The organism is Paenibacillus sp. VCA1, from assembly GCF_031583795.1.
Lineage (GTDB): Bacteria > Bacillota > Bacilli > Paenibacillales > Paenibacillaceae > Paenibacillus_AQ > Paenibacillus_AQ albilobatus.
Genome location: NZ_JAVLSX010000003.1, coordinates 238,879 through 259,874, shown reverse-complemented (window position 1 = coordinate 259,874; position 20,996 = coordinate 238,879). Strand labels below are relative to the sequence as shown.

14 protein-coding genes are annotated in these 20,996 nt (G+C 53.4%); 9 read left to right on the top strand and 5 right to left on the bottom strand.

Annotated elements, in window-relative coordinates; all coding sequences use genetic code 11:
• Positions 1 to 3 precede the first annotated feature (3 nt).
• Entirely contained in the window at positions 4 to 1,326 is a 1,323-nt protein-coding gene (locus tag RJP21_RS07790) for an NCS2 family permease (protein ID WP_160042842.1), read from the bottom strand.
• A gap of 307 nt (positions 1,327 to 1,633) precedes the next feature.
• Here RJP21_RS07790 and allC point away from each other — a divergent pair, with 307 nt between their 5' ends.
• Positions 1,634 to 2,854, top strand: coding sequence for an allantoate deiminase (allC, locus tag RJP21_RS07785; RefSeq protein WP_310858783.1), 1,221 nt, complete (start codon positions 1,634 to 1,636; stop codon positions 2,852 to 2,854).
• 63 nt (positions 2,855 to 2,917) lie between these two features.
• Here the strand turns inward: allC and RJP21_RS07780 are convergent, their stop codons facing one another.
• Positions 2,918 to 4,771 (bottom strand): LTA synthase family protein, encoded by a 1,854-nt coding sequence (locus tag RJP21_RS07780; protein WP_397386198.1) that lies wholly within the window; start codon positions 4,769 to 4,771, stop codon positions 2,918 to 2,920.
• A 308-nt stretch (positions 4,772 to 5,079) separates the two neighbouring features.
• Positions 5,080 to 6,459 carry an NADP-specific glutamate dehydrogenase gene (gdhA, locus tag RJP21_RS07775; protein ID WP_310858781.1) on the bottom strand — a complete coding sequence of 460 codons (1,380 nt, stop codon included), beginning with the start codon at positions 6,457 to 6,459 and terminating at the stop codon, positions 5,080 to 5,082.
• A gap of 282 nt (positions 6,460 to 6,741) precedes the next feature.
• Between gdhA and RJP21_RS07770 the strand changes: the two genes are divergently transcribed.
• Positions 6,742 to 9,036 carry a helicase C-terminal domain-containing protein gene (locus RJP21_RS07770; protein ID WP_310858780.1) on the top strand — a complete coding sequence of 765 codons (2,295 nt, stop codon included), beginning with the start codon at positions 6,742 to 6,744 and terminating at the stop codon, positions 9,034 to 9,036.
• 95 nt (positions 9,037 to 9,131) lie between these two features.
• Positions 9,132 to 10,115, top strand: a complete 984-nt coding sequence (locus RJP21_RS07765) for a Gfo/Idh/MocA family protein (protein WP_310858779.1) — start codon at positions 9,132 to 9,134, stop codon at positions 10,113 to 10,115.
• A 21-nt stretch (positions 10,116 to 10,136) separates the two neighbouring features.
• Here RJP21_RS07765 and RJP21_RS07760 read toward each other — a convergent pair whose 3' ends face one another.
• Together RJP21_RS07760 and RJP21_RS07755 are read right to left on the bottom strand one after the other, a co-directional pair.
• Complete coding sequence (locus RJP21_RS07760) at positions 10,137 to 10,811, bottom strand: CidB/LrgB family autolysis modulator (RefSeq protein WP_310858778.1); 675 nt, start codon at positions 10,809 to 10,811, stop codon at positions 10,137 to 10,139.
• Positions 10,808 to 11,182 carry a CidA/LrgA family holin-like protein gene (locus tag RJP21_RS07755; RefSeq protein ID WP_310858777.1) on the bottom strand — a complete coding sequence of 125 codons (375 nt, stop codon included), beginning with the start codon at positions 11,180 to 11,182 and terminating at the stop codon, positions 10,808 to 10,810. Before RJP21_RS07755 ends, RJP21_RS07760 begins: the two co-directional genes overlap by 4 nt.
• Before the next feature lie 154 nt (positions 11,183 to 11,336).
• Between RJP21_RS07755 and cidR the strand changes: the two genes are divergently transcribed.
• From cidR to RJP21_RS07725, 6 genes are all read left to right on the top strand, one after another.
• The gene (cidR, locus tag RJP21_RS07750) at positions 11,337 to 12,230 is read left to right on the top strand and encodes a cidABC operon transcriptional activator CidR (protein WP_160042835.1); all 894 of its coding nucleotides are present in this window, start codon (positions 11,337 to 11,339) and stop codon (positions 12,228 to 12,230) included.
• 209 nt (positions 12,231 to 12,439) lie between these two features.
• Positions 12,440 to 12,982: a MarR family winged helix-turn-helix transcriptional regulator gene (locus RJP21_RS07745; RefSeq protein WP_160042834.1), complete on the top strand. Its 543-nt coding sequence runs from the start codon at positions 12,440 to 12,442 to the stop codon at positions 12,980 to 12,982.
• Positions 12,976 to 14,712 carry an ABC transporter ATP-binding protein gene (locus tag RJP21_RS07740; RefSeq protein ID WP_310858776.1) on the top strand — a complete coding sequence of 579 codons (1,737 nt, stop codon included), beginning with the start codon at positions 12,976 to 12,978 and terminating at the stop codon, positions 14,710 to 14,712. The genes RJP21_RS07745 and RJP21_RS07740 overlap by 7 nt, the downstream gene beginning before the upstream one ends.
• Positions 14,709 to 16,589 carry an ABC transporter ATP-binding protein gene (locus tag RJP21_RS07735; RefSeq protein ID WP_310858775.1) on the top strand — a complete coding sequence of 627 codons (1,881 nt, stop codon included), beginning with the start codon at positions 14,709 to 14,711 and terminating at the stop codon, positions 16,587 to 16,589. The genes RJP21_RS07740 and RJP21_RS07735 overlap by 4 nt, the downstream gene beginning before the upstream one ends.
• Positions 16,590 to 16,875: 286 nt before the next feature.
• Positions 16,876 to 19,176 carry a 5'-nucleotidase C-terminal domain-containing protein gene (locus RJP21_RS07730; RefSeq protein ID WP_310858774.1) on the top strand — a complete coding sequence of 767 codons (2,301 nt, stop codon included), beginning with the start codon at positions 16,876 to 16,878 and terminating at the stop codon, positions 19,174 to 19,176.
• Positions 19,177 to 19,334: 158 nt separating this feature from the next.
• A complete protein-coding gene (locus RJP21_RS07725; protein WP_310858773.1) occupies positions 19,335 to 20,882 on the top strand; it encodes an MDR family MFS transporter in 1,548 nt (515 codons plus the stop codon).
• Positions 20,883 to 20,996 lie beyond the last annotated feature (114 nt).

The following is a 20,996-nucleotide window of genomic DNA, read 5'->3' as shown; positions in this document are numbered from 1 at the left end:
AGATTATTTAAGCCAGAGGTAATAAATGAGCGGTATGCACAAAATCCAGAGTCCGATGTGGATATCGCGGAATTTGCCCATAAATACTTTAATGACGACGTAAGACAAAATGCCGAATACGATTCCGTTCGCCAAGCTGAACGTAAGTCCTGCAGAAATGACCGTAAGCAGCGCGGGAAGGGTTTCTTCCAATTCGTCCATATTGATGTTTTTCAGTGTCGCGAGCATGGACAAGCCGATAACGATCAGCGCCGGAGCCGTTGCCGCACTAGGGATGAGCAGAATGAGCGGCGTGACGAACAAAGCGAGCAGGAACACGATCCCCGTCGTTACGGCCGTCAAGCCTGTGCGTCCGCCGGCTTCAACGCCGCTTGCGGATTCAATGTAGGTCGTAATGGTCGTTTGTCCGAGCAGGGAACCGCCGACCGTAGCGATGCCGTCGACGATAAACGGCTTTTTGATGTCCGGAAGATTGCCTTCTTTATCGAGCAAATTCGCTTTGGCGCCAACGCCAAGCACCGTACCCATGGTGGAGAAAAACTCCCCTGTAAAGAAGGTAAACATAAGCGGGAAAAACGCCAGCTTCAAAGCTCCCGGAATATCGACCTGGAAGATGATCGAGGACGGATCCGGCGGCAGGGAGAATAAATCGCCGAAGGAATGCGGAAGCTTCGTAATGCCCATCGGGATCCCGATGATGGACGTAATGATGATCCCGATGAACACCGCCGCTTTCAATTTGCGCGCCATCAGGCCGATGATGATGACCAGCCCGATCAAGGAAAGCAGCACGGTTGGCGAATGCAAGCTGCCGAGCGTGAGCGTTCCGGTTTTATTTTGTACGATGATGCCTGCATTGGCAAAGCCGGTGCCGATGATGAACAGGCCGACGGCGGCGCCAATGGCGTGCTTAATATTTTTAGGAATGATGCGTGATATCGTTTCGCGCAGCCCAAGGAAGGTCAGAAGCAGGAAAACCACGCCCGAGATGAACACCATCCCGAGTCCCTGCTGCCATGTCGCCAGTCCTGCGGCCACGATGCTGTAAGCAAAAAACACATTTCCGCCCATGCCGGGCGCGACGCCAAACGGCCGTTTGGCATACAGACCCATGATAATGCTGAAAAGGCCGGATGCAATCAGCACCGTAACCATGACGGCGCCTTGATCCATGCCTGCGGCTTTCATCAGGTCCGGTTGAACGACGATGATGTATGCCATCGTAACGAATGTGGTGAGACCGGCAAGAATTTCGGTTTTAACATTCGTCTTATAATGGCTGAGCTTAAAGAAGCGATCTAACCAAGATAATTTCGTGGTGTTCATGATTGCTGAAGGACTCCTTTGTCTTGTTGTGTTTTCGTTTCTTCTGCCTTGTAACTATATCATGTACATTTCGGACACGTCAAAGGAAAAAGCGAACTTTGTGCAATATCACAGTCATTAATGTTCGTATTTATAGATTAATTGGATCGGATGAGACAAGAAAATAGCGGACTTAACCGATACATAGAAATTTTCCCGCGGCAGTGATATGGTGTATAGATGTGAGGAAGAGTATGCAATAAACCGTTTTTCGGACCGGATTTTGCAGGAGGCTTCCGACGACCTTAAGATGGGAGCAAAGGAACATATGGAGACGACAGAACAACTTATCGAGTGGCTCAGCCGTTATGGAGCGGATGAAGACGGCGGGGTTACCCGCCTTTTATATACGCGTTCCTGGAAGGAAGCGCAGGAGGCGCTGGCGGACAAGATGAAGTCGCTTGGCTTGCAGCCGGCTTTTGACGATGCCGGAAATCTGTTTGGACGTTTGCAGGGGACGGATCCGGAGTCGCCTTGCATTTTAACCGGTTCGCATGTGGATACCGTGCAGCGCGGAGGCAAATACGACGGCGCGTACGGGATCGTGGCGGGCCTTGCGGCGCTTTCCCGACTTCGCGATCGATACGGCGCTCCCAGGAAAACGATTGAAGTGGCGGCTTTTTGCGAGGAGGAGGGAAGCCGTTTCCCTTATAACTATTGGGGATCGACCTTTATGACGGGCGCTGCGGATTACAAGGACATCGAACATGCGCACGACCGGCGGGGAGTTTCCTTCATGCAGGCGATGAGGGAATCGGGGTTTGGTCCGGGCAGCCACGGACGGGGACCGCGCAAGGATATCGATACCTTTATCGAGCTGCATATCGAACAGGGGGCGATTTTGGAGCGGGAAGGGAAAACGATCGGCATCGTCGAGCAAATCGTCGGTTTGCAGCGTTATACCGTCCGCGTCAAAGGGGAAGCAAACCACGCCGGGACGACGCCGATGTCATACCGCAAGGATGCGATGCGGGCGGCAAGCGAAATGGTGGCCGCCGTCATGGACAGCGCCGATCAGATTGGGGCTCCGCTTGTCGCTACGGTTGGACAAATGGAGCTGATTCCCGGCACGCCAAACGTCATCCCCGGGGAAGTCATTTTTACCATCGACGTCCGCCATCCTGACGGCCTCCGGCTGGAAGAAGCTTGCGCCCGCATGATCGGGCTGCTGCGTTCGATTGCCGAGCGGCGGGATGTCGGTATCGAGGTCGAACGCTGGATGAATACGGCGCCGGTTGACATGGATGCGGAGCTGACGGGCGCCATCGAGCGCTTATGCCAAATGCGGAACTTAAGTTACCGCCGGATGCCGAGCGGAGCGGGCCATGACGCCCAAATATTGGCCGCATGCTGCCGCACGGCGATGATTTTTGTGCCGAGCCGAAACGGCGTCAGCCATTCGCCTTTGGAATATACGAAACCTGAGCATTTGGAGGCAGGCGTGCAGGTGCTCATGGATTTGCTATTCCAGCTTGCCTATGAAGCTTAAAAACACAAATAAGCCCCGCTCTGACAAAAGGTCAGAAGCGGGGCTTGCTGCTTTTTTGCAGGCTCACTTAAGCGGCTGCTGGTTCACGTAGCTGTCGGACAGCTTCAGCAGCTTGAGCGCGCGGTCGTATTCGTCTTTGGTGGTGCCATTCCCGATCGAATCCCTTCCGCTCAGCGGGTATTGGGTTCCGTCCTCGTAGCCGCTGCCGGACATAAACATGGCGTTGTCGTTCAGGAACGAGCCGGACGGCAGGTAATACCGTTGAGGCAGCAGATTGTACGTCTGATTAAGCAAATCCTGGCCAAAATGGATGTGGTCCTTCATGGAAATGCCGAGCAGGTTCGCCACCGTCGGCATAATATCGGTTTGCCCGCCGACCTCCTCGCGGATTTGCTCGTGCGAAACGCCGCTGCCGGTAATGATGAGCGGTATGTTCAGCATGTCGGTGTACGAATATTCATGCCCGTAAATTTCCTTCATCAGCGCTTTGTCGTCATGGTCGAGGGAATAAATCGGCAGTCCCATATGATCACCGTAAATGACGATCAGGCTGTCGTCCCATAGCCCTCTTTGCTTCAAATCGTCAATGAAGAGCCCCAATGCGTAATCGGCATAGTTTTGAGCCCGGATGTAATCCCCGACAAAGGTTCCCTGATAGCGTTCAGGGAGCTCCATCTTGTATTTGTTGGCCGGAATGGTAAACGGGTGATGCGCCGACATCGAAATGATCTGGGCGTAAAACGGTTTGTCTTCCCTGTCCAATGCCTGCAGCTTTTCGGCCGACTTCGCGTACAGCACCTCGTCCGATGCGCCGAAAAATACCATGTCCTCTTCGCCGAAGAAGGACTGGTCGTAATAATGCTGAAAGCCAAGCGAAGAATAAAGCTCGCCGCGGTTCCAGAAGTGGACCTGGTTCGTGTGCAGCGTAAGCGTGTTATATCCGTTTTCCCCCAGCAACCGCGGCAGGCTTGGCAGTTTTTTATCCACATATTTCTGCGTGGCCGCGCCGTCCGGCGGGACGTAAAAGGACGTATTCACGACGAATTCGGCGTCCGACGTATTTCCTTGCCCCACCTGCTGGTTGAAATTCGAAAAATACAGCTGCTCATTGGCAAGCTTGTTCATGTTCGGCGTAATTTCCTTGCCGTCGATTTTCAGGTTGATCAGGAAATTCTGGAACGATTCGAGCTGGATGATGATCAGGTTTTTCCCTTTGGCGTTCCCGAAAAATTGCGGGTGCTCCGGAACCTTGATCCCCTTCAGCTTATCGATGGCCGCTTGGTTGATGTTTTTCAGCGGAACAAGCGGTTCCTTTTTCTGCGATAAAATCGTGAAAGCCTCGTAGTTGAGAATCCCCATTTGCTGGGCTTTTTTGATTTCGTTCATGCTGGCCCGGTTCGGCCAAATGTTAAACAGGCAGACGACAAGGCACAAAATGAAAACGACGGACACGACGCTTTTTTTCGTCTTGCGTTTGATGCTGATTCTCCATTCCTTCACCTTCCGGCTTTTCAGCAGGAGCACGACCAGCACGATAATGTCGGCAAAAACAAGCAGGTAATACGGGTCCATGAGCGAGAAAACGCTGCTTTTGACCTCGGTTACCTGGTTGACCTGCGCCAGGGCATGGTACGTGACGATAACGCCGTAATATTTGAAATACATGATGACCGCGAAAAAAATACCGGTTAGGATGATGTTTACGATCGTATAGGCCATCAGCTTGCGTTTGGAGGCGCACCATTCAATCAGGCTAAATACGAGCCAGATGAAAGGAAGCTCTGTGATCAGCACCCTCCAGGGGAGCCAGTCGCCAAACGTTACGGCCCAGGCAAGGTATCCTTTTAACAGCAAGAGGACGGTAAAGATCGCAAACGGTTTTTTTAGTACTTGGGCAATGGATTCACGTGACACGATACGACTTCCCTCCGTTAAAAAACAATCAGCCGCCCGCGAACGGGCAGCGAAGCAGGCAATCCATCGGAAATTTTCGGAGCTTTCATGAGTCGGGAGCTTGCAAAATCCGGATCATAATAAAAATATTATGCCCCTCGCAGGAACAGAAGTCAAAGCCCCTGACAATGGATTTCAGGTTAAAAAGCGGTAAATGAGCCGTTCAATCGCCAATAACAAAAGCATCCGGACCCAGGAAGAAAATTATTTACCGCAGGGGCAAATTTCTTCCGGAACCGGATGCTTTTGACCATAAACGTATGATACCGGGATTAGATGACTCCTTGAGCGATCATCGCGTCAGCCACTTTCACGAAGCCGGCAATGTTCGCGCCGACGACGAGGTTGCCCGGATAGCCGTATTGCTCGGCCGCTTGGGCGCTGTTGTTGTAAATGTTGATCATGATTTGATGCAGCTTCTCGTCCACCTCTTCGAAAGTCCAGGACGTGCGGATGCTGTTTTGGGACATTTCCAGCGCGGATACCGCTACGCCGCCGGCGTTGGCCGCTTTGGCAGGCCCGAACAGAACGCCGTTCTCAAGGAATACGTCGATGGCTGCCAGCGTCGAAGGCATGTTTGCGCCTTCCGCTACGGCTTTCACGCCGTTTGCAATAAGCAGCTTCGCCGCATCTTCGTCGATTTCGTTTTGCGTCGCGCAAGGGAGGGCGATGTCGCAAGGGATGGTCCAGATGTCCGAACAGCCTTCGAAGTATTTTGCGCCCGGATGCAGATTCACGTATTCGCTGATCCGTTTTCTTTCGACTTCCTTCAGCTGTTTTACCGTTTCGAAATCAATGCCTTCCGGATCGTACACGTAACCGCCCGAGTCGCTGCAGGCCACGACTTTGGCGCCGAATTGATTCGCTTTTTGGATCGCGTAAATCGCCACGTTGCCGGAGCCGGAGACGACGACCGTTTTGCCTTCCAGGCTGTCGCCTTGCGCTTTCAGCATTTCGTTGACGAAATATACCGTGCCGTAACCCGTCGCTTCGGGACGAGCCAAGCTTCCGCCGTAAGTGATGCCTTTTCCTGTCAGGACGCCGGCTTCGTTGCCGCTGCGAATGCGCTTGTATTGGCCGAACAAAAATCCGATTTCCCGGGCGCCTACGCCGATATCGCCGGCAGGAACGTCAACGTCGGATCCGATGTATTTGTACAGCTCGGTCATGAAGCTTTGGGTAAAGCGCATGACTTCCGCATCCGATTTGCCTTTCGGGTCAAAGTCCGAACCGCCTTTGCCGCCGCCGATCGGCTGGCCTGTCAGGGAGTTTTTCAAAATTTGTTCAAAACCGAGAAATTTGATGATGCTGGAGTTTACAGAGGGGTGAAAGCGAAGTCCGCCCTTGTAAGGGCCAATTGCGCTGTTGAATTGAACGCGGTAACCGCGGTTGACGCGTACGATTCCTTGATCGTCTACCCAAGGTACGCGGAAGGTGATGAGTCTTTCAGGCTCTACGAGTCTTTCCAGAATGCCGTTTTCCATGTATTTGGGCTCTTTGGCAAGCACCGGAACTAGCGAATCGAGGATTTCCTTTACGGCCTGATGGAATTCGCTTTCATTCGGGTTCCTTTTACACACCGTTTCGAAGACTTCATTGACATACGTTTTGGCTTTTTTTTCCGCAGGCAATTCTACATGCAAAAATGTCATTGGCTTCTCTCCTTATCCTGGATTCAAAATTACAGAATGCTGAAGCATTAAGAAGCTTGCTTAAGGCTTACGCATTCGGTAAGCATGAATCTGTATTTAAACAAGAATTATACACGAGAGTGTCGGAAATCTTCAACCCTTTAATACTTTAAACAGGCAATATTTTTTTTGCGTTCCGAAACATTTCAGACAATATTCTGGAACGGAAAACCTTTTTCTGGAAATATGAGGTGGGCCGGGGGTAAACGATGTGGTATGATATTAAAAACAGAAGGGGAACGGGTGATCCCATTGACTGGCGTAGAAGAACAAACAAATACCGTCCATATTTCGGTGAGGCCGCTCGTGGAATATGTATTCAGCGGCGGGAGCATTGATTCCGGCTTCCGGACCGCGTCGGCGATGCTTGAAGGCACCCGGATTCATCAGCAGGTGCAGCGTTTGTACCGGGAAGGGGATCAAAAGGAAGTATACCTCAAAACCGAGATTCCGTTTGACGGAATTATATACCAAATTGAAGGAAGATGCGACGGTTTGATCGAAACGGACGAGGGTCTGACCATCGACGAAATCAAATCGGTCTCGTCCGGTTTGGACATGCTGGAGGGCGGAAGGGCCGTCCATTGGGCGCAGGCGGAAACATACGCTTATATCGTAGCGAAGGATCACGGGCTTGCGAGCATCGGCGTTCAGCTGACGTACGTGGACGCGAAAACAGGCGAAGAACGGCGGTTCAAACGCGTCCGCACGATCGCCGAGCTGACGGATTTTATCACGGATGCCATTCGGCGCTATGCTCCTTATGCAGTTCTGCGAATGAACAATGTTCGGCGCAGGGATGAAAGCATCCGGGCTTTGCCGTTTCCTTTTCCTGCGTACCGCGAAGGGCAGAGAAAACTTGCCGGTTCGGTCTACGGGGCGATTTTGGAGAAAAGAAAGCTGCTGGCCAAGGCGCCGACCGGCATCGGCAAAACGATGTCGACCCTTTTTCCGGCCGTGAAGGCGATCGGAGAAGGGCTGCTCGGGCAAATCTTTTATCTGACGGCAAGAACGATTACTCGAACCGCTGCGGAGCAGGCGTTAGAACTGATGCAGGAGAAGGGGCTCCGCCTTCAGGCTGTGACGATCACCGCCAAGGAAAAGATCTGCTTTCAGGAGGAGACCGTATGTACGAAGGAAGCCTGTCCTTATGCGGATGGGTATTACGACCGGATTAACGACGCCGTACTCGACATCCTCGCAAACGAAACGATCATGACGCGTCAGGTGCTGGAGCGTTACGCCCGGAAACACCGGGTCTGCCCGTTCGAGTTTTCGCTCGACACGGCTTATGCGGTCGATGCCGTCATCTGCGACTACAATTACGTGTTTGATCCGCGCGTGTCCTTGAAAAGACTGCCGGAGGAGCAAAAGAGACGGACGGCCCTGCTGGTGGACGAAGCCCATAACCTGGTGGACCGGGGGCGGGAGATGTTTTCGGCCGGGATCGAAAAAGCCGGTTTTCTGCAGATCAAACGGGATTATAAACAGCAAAACCGGGCCGTTTCCCAGGCTGCGGACGCCGTCAACAAATATTTTATCGAGCTGAAGAAGGCTTGCGGCGAAGAGCGGACCCTTGTATCGCAGGAGGCTCCCGGGGAATTGGCAAGTCTGCTCGAGGTTTTTGCGGCCGAGGCGGAGCGTGAATTGGCCGCGGGCTCGGGGGAGCACCAGCTTCTGCTGGACGTTTATTTTGCCGCCCAAAATTTTATCCGCACGTCCAAGCTGTACGACGAACGCTACGTCACCTACGCGGAGGTTCTGCGCGGCGACGTCATGATCCGCATGTTTTGCCTGGACCCGTCCCATCTGCTGGCGCAGGCGGAAAAAGGGTATCGTTCGACGGTGTTTTTTTCGGCGACGTTGACCCCGCTTTCCTATTACCGGGACATGCTTGGGGCGGACGCGGACGATTATGCCGTATCCATCCCCTCCCCGTTCAAGAGGGAGCAGCTTGAGGTTCAGATCCATCCGCTGTCCACCCGGTACCGGGACCGGGAGCGGACGCGCGAGGCGCTGGCGGATTTGCTGCATGGGCTGGTTAGCGGAAAACGCGGCAATTACATGGCTTTTTTCCCTTCCTATCAATATTTGCAAAGCGTGTACGACGTTTTCGCGGCAAAATACCCGGAAGTCCGGACGATCGTGCAGGGTCCCGGCATGGCCGAGGAGGAACGCGAGCGATTCCTTTCCGCTTTTCAGGCGGACAATACGGAGACGCTGGCCGGATTCGCCGTCCTTGGCGGCATTTTCTCGGAGGGCATCGACCTTCAGGGAGACCGCTTGATCGGCGTGGCCGTCGTCGGCGTCGGGCTGCCCCAGCTTGGGCTGGAACGGAACCTGATTCGCGACCATTTTAACCGCGAAGGCAAAAGCGGCTACGATTACGCTTACGTTTTGCCCGGAATGAACAAGGTGCTTCAGGCCGGCGGCCGATTGATTCGCTCGGAGCAGGATACCGGCGTATTGATGCTGATCGACGACCGTTTTACGCATCCGCATTACCGGGCGCTGCTTCCCGAGGAGTGGAAAGATTGATGCCGCTGTCGGAGAAATGTTGAGTATAAAGTGATGGTCAGCCTTCCCGGTGTCCTGTATGATATGGGATAAATAAGCGAGAGGTGGGATCTGTCATGACTCTGCAGATCGGAATGATCGGGACAGGTTGGTTCAGCAAGGTACACGCGGATTTGTTGGCGGCGGCCGAAGGCGTCAAGGTACGGGCTTTTTTGGGCACAAGCAAGGAGAAGGCCGAGCGTATGGCACTGCCCTACGGGGCAGCAGGTTATGGCGACCTGACGGAAATGCTGGATACGGAGCAGCTGGACGCGGCATACGTTTGCGTGCCTCCGATGTCGCACGGGGCGATTGAACGGGAGCTGATCCGGCGCCGCATTCCGTTTTTGGTGGAGAAACCTCTCGGACTGGACGCGGAGCTTCCGCGAAGCATCATGACAGAGGTCGAGGAAACCGGACTGATCACTTCGGCCGGGTACCATTTCCGTTACCAATCCAACGTGGACCGGATGAGGGAGCTTCTTCGGCGGCAGCAATCGGGCATGGTTCTCGGACGCTGGATGGACAGCATGCCCGGCGTTGCCTGGTGGAGGAAGCAAAACGGTTCCGGAGGACAGTTTATCGAACAGACCACGCATTTGGCGGACCTGCTTCGTTATTTGGCCGGCGAGGTGCAGGAAGTGTATGCGCTTTACGGGAGCCGCGTCAAACATGAGCAGGAGGAAGGGGTGGACGTGGCGGATGTAGGTACGGTCACGCTTAAACTGGAAAGCGGTCTGATCGCAAACATATCCAATACGTGCATACTGCCGGCGGGAACCGAAGCGGACGGCGTCGGACTGGCCTTTTACACGGATCAGGGAGTGCTGGATTGGAACCCGCAACGTCTATGCCGGATGCAGCCGGGAGAGCGGACGGAATACCGCGAATCCACGAATCCTTACCAAAAAGAAACGGAAGCGTTCCTCCATGCGCTGCGCACGGGTGACCGCTCCCGGATCCGTTCCGATTATGCCGACGCGTTCAAGACGCAGGCCGTCACCTGCGCCGCGCTGGAATCCGCGGGTACCGGAAAGCCGGTACGCGTCGGTTATGAATGAGACTGCATGATCTTTTTGATCCTACGAGATGGCCGTCATGAAGGTGGCCACACCCAGCGTAAACAAGGCGGCCAAAATCATCGAAATGCTGGAGATCGTGCCGGATAAGGCGCTCATCTCAAAGGCTTTCGAGGTGCCCGCGCCATGCGAGCTGGTGCCGTACAGGATGCCCCGGGCCACTTCGCTTTCGATTTTGAACAGGCGAAGCACGAACGGCCCGATCACGGGACCGAGAAGTCCGGAAATGATGACGAACACGGCAGTGATGTTAGGCACGCCGCCGAGAACCTGCGAGACGTTCATCGCGATCGGCGTCGTGATGGAGCGGGGAATCATGCTCGTGACGAGCGATCCGTTCAGATGAAGGCATTTGGCCAGAAATGCCGACGAAACCATGGCGATACACGAACCGGTAAGCACGCTGACGATAATTTCGACGGCGTGCTTTTTGAGTACCTTGAAATTTTTGTACAGGGGCACCGCAAACGCGACCGTCGCCGGCTGCAGCATGGTGCTCAGCCATTTGCCTCCGGAATTGTAGGATTCATAAGGTGTTTTGGCCCAGATCAAAATAAGGACAAGGATGATGGGCGTAACCAACAGCGGCGATAAATAAATTTTGCGGTATTTGCCGTAAATGCGCTTGGACACGAAATAAATGCCGAGCGTAACGAGCAGGCAGACAAGGCCGATCATCGCGAAGCCCTCCGTTCTTTTTGTTTGGCGATTCGGGATGCAAGCAGCCCCGAGCTGGCCATGACGATGAATGTGCTGAAAACGACCACGATCAAAATGCGGATACCGTCGCTTTCCATCATCGGGATATATTTCATGATGCCGACAGCTGCGGGAATGAAGAACAAAAGCAGTTCCGCAAGCAGCCAATTGGCGCCGAGTTCGATCCACTCCAGGCGGATAACACGGGCTTCCAGCAGAATAAACACCACGATAATCCCCAGAATGCTGCCGGGAATCGGCAAATGCAAAAGTCCGGCCAGCTTGTTCATCAGCAGCGAAAATGCCATCAGTGCCGCCACCTGCACCGTTCCTTTGACCATGTTGTTCACAGGGATTCTCTCCTTTCATTTACGTGAAAATTTTACACCCCTTGTTTTCATGAGTAAAATGAATAAAAAGAATGATCACCATTCCTTTTTTCTATAATAAGGAGCAAGGTATTTGAACCTGACAAAGGCGCTTTGAAAGGAGTGCGAGACAGCCATGGATATCCGGCATTTGCAGTATTTTATGGAGGTCGCCAGGCTGCAGAGCTTTACGAAGGCGGCGGAGACGCTGTATATCACCCAGCCGACCATCAGCAAGACCATCCGTCATATCGAGGAAGAGCTGGGGGTGACGCTGTTCGACCGTTCCAACAAAAAAATCGAGCTGACCGACGCCGGCAAAATCATTTACGAGCAGGCGCAGCCGATTGTAAAAGCTTTTCAAAGCTTGTCCGCCGAGCTCGGCGATTTGAAAAATTTGCAAAAAGGGCATATCCGGCTCGGACTGCCGCCCATGGTCGGCTCCAGCTTTTTTCCCGAAGTGATCGGGCGGTTTCATAAAACCTATCCGCAGGTCACGATGCAGGTATTCGAGGACGGGGCGAAAAAGGTCATGAAGGACGTGGAGAGCGGACTGCTCGACGTTGGCGTGGCGGTTCTGCCGACCGACGAAAATCTGTTCCACCATTTTTCGTTCGTCATGGAAAATCTGATGCTGCTCGTCCATCCCTCCCACCGGCTGGCCGGACATGATGCGGTACCGCTGAACGAACTGGCGGAGGAAAGCTTCGTGCTGTTCCGGGAGGATTTTGCATTGCATGACCGCATCATTACCGAATGCCTTCGCGTCGGCTTTCAGCCGCGCATCGTGTACGAAAGCTCCCAGTGGGATCTGATCAGCGGCATGGTGGCCGCCAATCTTGGAATCGCGCTGCTGCCGGAAACGATCTGCCGCGAACTGGACCAGGAACGGATCCGCATTTTGCCCCTGATCAACCCCTCCATTCCTTGGCAGCTGGGCATGATTTGGCGCAAGGACCGCTACTTGTCGTTTGCCGCGCGGGAGTGGATTTCGTTTACGCAGAAGGTCTTGATGGGAGACAGGGAGTAGACGGTCATCATTGACCGTCATTTTTTTCGGGAAAGCCAAGGAAAAAGGCAAGTACACCATTGTTGGACTTTTTTATATATGTTTTAATTGACATAAAAATCGGAAAGGTTATATAATTAGGTTGCCTATTTAATTGGTAACCTAATTATTTTTTGGTGTGGGATAACATCCCTTTATAACACGCTTTGGAAAGGAGGATGATCTGCGTCATGAACGACGATGGCAATAACCGGCAGGAACACGGCTGCCAGGCTGCAGAACCGCAGGAACATGATCGGCATCACGAAACCGTTGTCCAGCTGCTTCAGGCTGTCATGCGGTTTAACAGAGGCGAGTTTCGCCAGCGGGTGGTCGAAGGATTGAAGCTCAGCGAGATGGGATTGATGGTTTTGCTCATGCGGCATGTCGAGCCGGGTACCCCGGGACTGAAAGTGTCTGAGATCAGCGCGATGCTGCGCGTCACCTCTCCGACCGTCACCCAGTTCGTCAAAGCGCTGGAGAAGAAGAAATGGATTGAACGGACTCCGGATGAGGTGGATCGGAGGGTGGTTCGGATCAAGCTCAGCGAAGAGGGGCGGAATGTGATTTTACAGGCCCGTAAAGCGACGATCCATTCCTTCAAGGGGCTTGTCGATCACTTGGGCATCGAGGAAAGCGAGAAGCTGTCCGAGCTGCTGAACAAGGCCTATCAGTATTATGAAAGTAACATGCGGAATGATTCATCGGATGGAGGTGAAGTGCCAACATGCTAAAGCTGTTTCGGACTTTGAAGCCTTACAGCGCGCCGATTCTGTTTGTTTTTTTGCTCGTATTCATCCAGTCGCTGTCGGATCTTTATTTGCCTACGTTGATGTCCGACATCGTGGATAAAGGCATCGTGCACGGGGATATCCCTTATATTTGGAAAATCGGCGGATTTATGCTGCTCGTAGCGTTGGGCGGCGCATTCTGTTCCATCGGAGCCAGTTATTTGTCGGCCAAGGTGGCGGGCGGTTTCGCCAAAAATTTGCGCAGCCGGGTGTTCCGGCATGTTCAGCATTTCTCCCTGCAGGAGTTCGACAAGCTGGGCACCGCTTCGCTGATTACCCGCACGACCAACGACATTACGCAGATGCAGCAGGTGCTGACGATGATCCTGCGGATGATGATCAGCGCGCCGATGATGTGCATCGGCGGGATCATTATGGCGGTATCCAAGGACGCGACGCTGTCGCTGGTGATCGTCGTGATCGTTCCGGTTTTGGCGGGGGCGATCTTTATCATCGCCGGAAAAGGGATGCCGCTCTTTAAAGCGATGCAGGTCAAGCTGGATAAGCTCAACCGCGTTTTGCGCGAGAACCTGACCGGCATCCGGGTCATCCGTTCCTTTAACCGGATCGAACACGAACAGAAGCGTTTTAATGAAGCGAACTACGATTTGACGCAAACGGCGGTCAAAGTCAACAAAATCATGGCGGCCATGATGCCGATCATGATGCTGGTCATGAACTTTTCGACGATCGCCATCGTCTGGTTCGGAGGCATCCGGATCAGCAACGGCCATATGCAGGTCGGCTCCTTGATGGCGTTCATCCAATACGCGATGCAGATCATGTTCTCGCTGATCATGGTGTCGGTCATTTTCGTCATGGTGCCCCGTGCATCCGCGTCGGCAACCCGGATCAACGAAGTGCTGGACATGGAGCCACAAATCGTCGATCCCGCCCATTCGGCCGCCGAAGGCAAAGAAGGGGAAAAACGCGGTTACTTGGAGTTCCGGGATGTGACGTTCAGCTATCCGGGCGCCGAGCAGCCGGCGATCCGCCATATTTCGTTTAGCGCCACACCGGGCGAAACGACGGCGATCATCGGCGGCACCGGCTCCGGCAAATCGACGATGCTCAGCTTGATCCCGCGATTTTATGACGTGGAAAGCGGCAGCGTGATGGTGGACGGCAGGGACGTCAGGGAAATGACCCAGGAGGAGCTTCGGGCTAAAGTCGGTTTTGTGCCGCAAAAGGCGGTTCTCTTTACGGGCACGATCGCGGACAATCTCCGCTACGGCAAAGCCGACGCCACGGACGATGAGATTCGTCAAGCGGCGGACATCGCGCAAGCGACTGAATTCATCTCCAAGATGAAGGACGGTTTTCAGTCCGAAATTTCCCAGGGCGGCAACAACGTATCCGGCGGACAGAAGCAGCGTTTGTCCATCGCCCGGGCGCTGGTCAGAAAACCCGAAATTTATTTGTTCGACGACAGCTTCTCCGCGCTTGATTTCAAGACGGACGCCAAGCTGCGCACGGCACTGAAAGAGGTGACGGCGGACGCGACCGTGTTGATCGTGGCTCAGCGGGCCAGCACGGTTATGGACGCCGACCGGATCATCGTGCTGGACGAAGGCCGGATTGCCGGCATCGGCAAACACCGCGAGCTGATGGAAACCTGCGACGTATACCGTGAAATCGTATCCTCGCAGCTGTCGGAGGAGGAGATTGCATGAGCGAGCAGAGAAGACATCCCGGCGGCCGTCCTCCGGGACCCCGCCATCCGGGCGGCCATCCCGGTCAGATGATGCCTGCCGAGAAGGCCAAGGATTTTAAAGGCACGCTGCGAAGACTTTTGGGTTATTTGCGGCCGCGCCGCGTGACGCTTGCCTTCATTTTTCTGATGGCGATCCTGAGCACCGTGTTCAGCATCGTAAGTCCGAAAATTTTAGGGAAAGCGACCACGAAGCTGTTCGAAGGCATCGTCGCCAAAATGCAAGGCGTGCCTGGCGCTTCCATCGATTTCGGCTATATTACGCAAATTTTGCTCATGCTGGTCGGATTATATCTGTTCAGCGCCGTCTTCAGCTACTTCCAGCAGTATTTTATGGCCGGCGTGGCGCAAAAGGTCGTGTACGACATGCGCGAGCAGATCAACCGCAAGCTCTCGCGCTTGCCGCTGAAATATTTCGATTCGAAAACGCATGGCGAAATTCTCAGCCGCGCGACAAACGACGTGGACAATATCAGCACAACGCTGCAGCAGAGCTTGACGCAGCTGATGACATCCATCGTCACCCTGGTCGGGGTCATCGTGATGATGCTGACGATCAGCCCATGGCTGACGCTGATTCTGATCGTGACGCTTCCGCTCAGCTTTATCGTGATCCGTATGATCGCATCGCGTTCCCAAAAGCATTTTATGGGGCAGCAGCGTTCCCTCGGCCAGCTGAACGGGCACGTCGAGGAAATGTACACCGGTCATAAAATCGTCAAGGCGTTCGGCCGCGAGGACGAGTCGGTGGCGACGTTTAACGAAATCAACGAAAAGCTGTACCATTCGGGTTGGAAAGCCCAGTTCATCTCCGGCATGATCATGCCGATGATGTCCTTTATCGGCAACATCGGTTACGTGCTGGTCTGCGTCGTCGGCGGCATTTTCGTGACGCATAAAACGATCACCATCGGGGACGTGCAGGCGTTCATTCAGTACGCCAGACAGTTCACCCAGCCGATCATGCAAACGGCGAATATCGCAAACATCATTCAATCGACGATCGCATCCGCCGAACGTGTCTTCGAGCTTCTCGACGAGCAGGAGGAGGTGCCGGAGGCGGCCGAAGCGGTGGAACTGAAAAACCCGAAAGGCGCGGTTGCCTTCGACCATGTGAACTTCGGTTATAAAGAGGGCGAAACGCTGATCGAGGACATGCACATCGACGTCAAGCCGGGACAGACGATTGCGATCGTCGGGCCGACCGGCGCCGGCAAAACGACGCTCATCAACCTGCTGATGCGTTTCTATGAAATCAATGACGGGGCGATTACGATCGACGGCGTCAATATTACGAAGCTGAAGCGCAGCAACCTGCGGAGCATTTTCGGAATGGTGCTGCAGGATACATGGTTGTTTAACGGCACGATCCGCGAAAATATCGCCTACGGACGCAGCGGCGCGACCGAGGAGGATGTGGTGGAGGCAGCCAAAGCGGCGCATGCCGACCATTTTATCCGGACGCTGCCGGACGGCTACGATACGGTTCTGAACGAAGAAGCCTCGAATATTTCGCAAGGGCAAAAGCAGCTGCTTACGATCGCCCGCGCCATTTTGGCCGATCCGTCGATCCTGATCCTCGACGAAGCGACAAGCAGCGTCGACACCCGGACCGAGGTGTACATCCAAAAAGCGATGAACGAGCTGATGAAAGGCCGGACCAGCTTTGTCATCGCGCACCGCCTGTCCACGATCCGCGACGCCGACCTGATTCTGGTCATGAACGGCGGCAGCGTCATCGAAAAAGGCACGCACGAGGAACTGCTGGCCAAAGGCGGCTTTTACGCCGACCTGTACAACAGCCAGTTTACGGGCGGAAAAGTGCAGGAGGTCGGCTAGACGGCCGATGAAACGGCCATAAAATTCAGGGATTTTGACTTGATCCATAAACGAGGACGCTCCGGATACGAGGGGCGTTCTTTTTTTGAAAATCTGCAAGGGTGTAATTCAGCGTCCACCGGGAATTGCCGGAATCGGCTTGAAAGCCAAGACACTGCGCCTGCGGGACTATTTTAAGCAAAAAGGTTTACGTATGGAAATTTATAGATTAAAATGAGCCTTTGGAAAACTTTTGACAGCGCTACCATTTTCCAAAAAAAGTATAAAAAGAAAAGGGGACTCAAACATGTTTAACATCAAAAGCCGCTTTAAAAGGCTGGCGGGGTTCGCTTTGGCTTCCGTGCTGACCGTATCGGCAGCCGCCGGATTGCAGCCGGCAAGCGCCAAAGCCGAGGCAGATCAGGAGACGCACATTACGCTGCTGGCTACCTCCGACGTTCACGGCCGGTTTATGCCGTGGGATTACGCGATGGATACGGCCAATACGAACGGCAGCTTCACCCAGTTGTACACCCTGATCAAAAAGGTTCGCGCCGAAAACCCGAACACGATTCTGCTCGATGCGGGCGACGTCATTCAGGACAATTCAGCGGAGCTGTTTAACGACCAGCCGAAATCGCCGATGATGGTCGCCATGAACGAGATGGGGTACGATGCTTGGGCGATGGGCAATCACGAATTTAATTTCGGCCTCGATACCTTCGACAAAATTACGGGGCAGTTTAAAGCCGCGAAGCTGGCGGGCAACGTGTACAAAGAGAACGGTGAACGTTTCCTGCCGGCCACGACGATCATCGATAGAGGCGGCATCAAGGTCGGCATCATCGGGATGACGACGCCGCTCATTACCGATTTCGAGAAAGACACCGATCACCTGAAAGGGCTGGTCGTCAAAAATCCGATCGATGAAACGAAAAAGGCCGTCAAAGAGCTCGAAGGCAAAGTCGACGTCATCATCGGCCTGATGCACATGGGGCTGGATAACGAAAACGCCCTGCCGGGCACCGGCGTGACGGACATCGCCAATGAAGTGCCGGAGCTGACCGCCATTTTCGCGGGCCATATGCACACGCTGGTGAAAAGCGCAACGGTCAACGGCGTGCTGATCGGCGAACCGGACAAATACGGAACGCATGTGTCCCGAATCGATCTCACCTTCGTCAATAAAGACGGCAAAATGGTGCTGAAAGACAAAACGGCCACCGCCATTCCGGTAAAAGGCGAAGACGGCACGCCGGCGGTTTCCGACCCGGATCTGGAAAAAGAGCTGCTGCCCTACCATGAATTCGCCCGCAAGGACGCCAATATCGTCGTCGGCGAGTTGGTCGGGAAGCATAATATGGTGCCAGAAAATGAAATCAAGGGTATTCCGGCCGTGCAGGTTCAGGAAACGCCGCTGTCCGACTTTTTCAGCGAAGTCATGCTGCATTACAGCAAAGCGGACGTCGTGGCGCACCAGATCGACAATGATAAAGCCAGACTGGACGTAGGCCCGATCCGCAAAAAGGATATCGCCTACAACTATCAGTTCGCGCTCGGCGAGGTGACCAACTATAAAGTCACCGGCAAGGATTTAAAAGACTATATGGAATGGGCCGTAGGTTATTTCAACAGCACCCGTCCGGGCGACGTGACGGTCAGCTTCGACAAAAAGCGCAGATCCTCCAAATACAGCACCAACGATTTCTTTGGCGGCGTCAAATACGATATCGACTTGTCCCAACCTTACGGCAGCCGGATCGCCAACCTGAGACGTATGGACGGCACGCCGATTCAGATGAATGATACGCTGACGCTCGGCATGAACTCTTACCGCATGGACGCTTTGGTTGCCAAAGGCGGCGCGCTCGAAGGCCGCAAATTCGAAAAGCTGTGGACGTCGAAAGCGGAAAGCGCCTATGGCGAAACCGGCGGCACGATCCGCAACCTTGCGATCCGATACTTGAAGGAGGTCATGAACGGGAAATACGAAGCGAAACTCCAAAACAACTGGAAAATCGTCGGCGTCGATACGAACTCCAAAGAACGCGCGGACGTGGTGGAGCTGATCAATGCAGGCATTCTGACCGTGCCGGCCACGGAGGACGGCAAATATACCAACATCGCTTCCATCAATATCCTTGATCCGGTCAAGGCGGAGGACGTGACCTTGTTGGCGGAAAAAGCGGGCGTCGACGCTGCGCTGCTGACGGGCGTAAAAACGAACGGCGAGTTGTACCACGAACTGAACGAGGCGCGCAAAGGGGCAGCCAAACCGGAACAGCCGGTAGAAAAACCGGACAAGCCGGAAAAACCTGAAGCGGAAAAACCTTCGACCAAACCGGAGGAGAAACCGGACCCTGCCAAGCCTGCAAATCCTGAGAAACCGGCAAACCCGGCTCCGAAGCCGTCTTCCGGCAAGCAGGCGAAAATTACGGCGGATTACCTGAACATTCGGGCAGGGGCTTCCGCCAAGGCAAAAATTTTGGGCGCGGCTCCGAAAGGAACTGTGCTTGAAGTGACGGGAACGGCGCCTTACGGCTGGGTTAAAGTCGTTTACCAAGGGAAAACGGCGTTTGTTTACGGAAAATACGTCACGATTCTTTAAAGCGGCATTCTAAGCATCATGTGAAATTTCATCACCAAAAAGAAGAGAGGGCACTCCCCGCCGGGAGGCCCTCTTCTTTTTCTGAAAATATTTCAGTTCATATTCAGTTCATACAGCCCTTTTATAATCGTGGTACAAAAGTTAAAGGAGCTGAAAAAATGGAAAATGCATTAAAAGGCGGTCAGGGGATCCTAGAGAAGAAAAATCACAAGGTCCTTGTCATGATCGGCTTGCTCATAGGAATTATATTTTCCGAACTGGACGAAACGGTCGTCAGTACCGCGATGCCGACGATCATCCGCGAGCTCGGCGGACTGTCCCTATATGGATGGGTAGCCGGGATTTACATGCTGGCCATGTCGGCGTTCATGCCGATTCTAGGGAAATTGGCGGACTTGTTTGGCCGGAAAAAGATTTATTTGATATGTATGGCCTTATTTATCGGCGGCTCCATCGTGTGCGGATTATCGCATTCGATGACCTTATTATTGATTGGACGCGGCATTCAGGGGATCGGCGCCGGCGGTTTGATGCCGCTTGCGATGACTATATCGAGCGATCTGTTTCCGGTGGAGCAGCGTGCTAAAGTGCAGGGCTTGATGGGACCGGTCATGTTCATTCCCATGCTGCTCGGTCCATTGATGGGCGGTTTTTTCGTCGACCAAGTGAGCTGGCATTGGATCTTCTTCGTGAACATCCCGGTCGGAGTGATCGCGGCGATCTTTTTGGCAAGCGGACTTCGCGAGTCGAAGCAGGCGAAGAAAGTGGCTATAGACTGGGGCGGGGCCATTCTATTGGTCGCTTCGATCGTATCGCTGTTGATCACGCCCGTGCTCGTTCAAAATAACGGATACGCCTGGGACTCACCGCTCATTGTAAGTATACTCGTATTAGGAGCTGCGTTGCTTGGAATCTTTGTATGGGTTGAGTCCAAGGTAAAGGAACCGATCGTTCCGCTGCATTTGTTCAAGAACCGCAATATTGTGGTTTTATCAACGATTGTATTTATAGTGGGTCTTGGACTGATGGGTGCCTTCTCGTCGTTTCCGTATTTCGGGCAAAATGTGTTAGGGCTCACGCCGACGGAATCCGGTTATTTGCAGCTGCCCATGATGGTTGGCGCAGTAGCTTCGTCCATGGTTTGCGGATTTTTGTTAACGAAGGTTCGCTACCGCGAAATATTTGGCATCGGATTTATTCTGCCGATGATCGGTTTCTACCTCTTTTCACATATCAATATGGATACGACCATCGTACAGATTATCATTTTCTTCGTGATCTCGGGCCTTGGCATGGGCGTTCTGTTCGGCAGCGATAACTTGATTGTACAAGAGTCTGTTGAAAAAGAGCACATAGGGGTTGCCTTGGCAACCGTTCCATTATTTCAAACGATTGGCGCAACCATCGGTGTTAGTTTGTTCGGCAATCTCTTATCGTCGACGCTCATCTCGAAAATAGGAAGCTTAGGCCCGCAGCTGCCTGAGAGCGTCAAAGGACATATGCAGGATTTGGCCGCAGGCGGGATACCTAAAGATCTTGCGCCAAATCTGGTCACGACGGTAAAAACGATGTTCGTAGAGTCGTTCCAGTATATCTACACGTACTCCTTTGCCGCGATGATCATCGTGTTCATATTGTGCTGGTTTTTGAAGAAAGAGGTTTTGTCCTCCAAGCCTAAGGAAGCTGAGGTGCAAACCGGGGCATAAAAAAATCATCAATCTCTAACAACTTCGAATATCATATATAGAAAATGCTTGCTAACTTGTTGCATTATTTCCAATTCCTCGTATAATGACTATTGTGAATTTCGATGAAAAAGG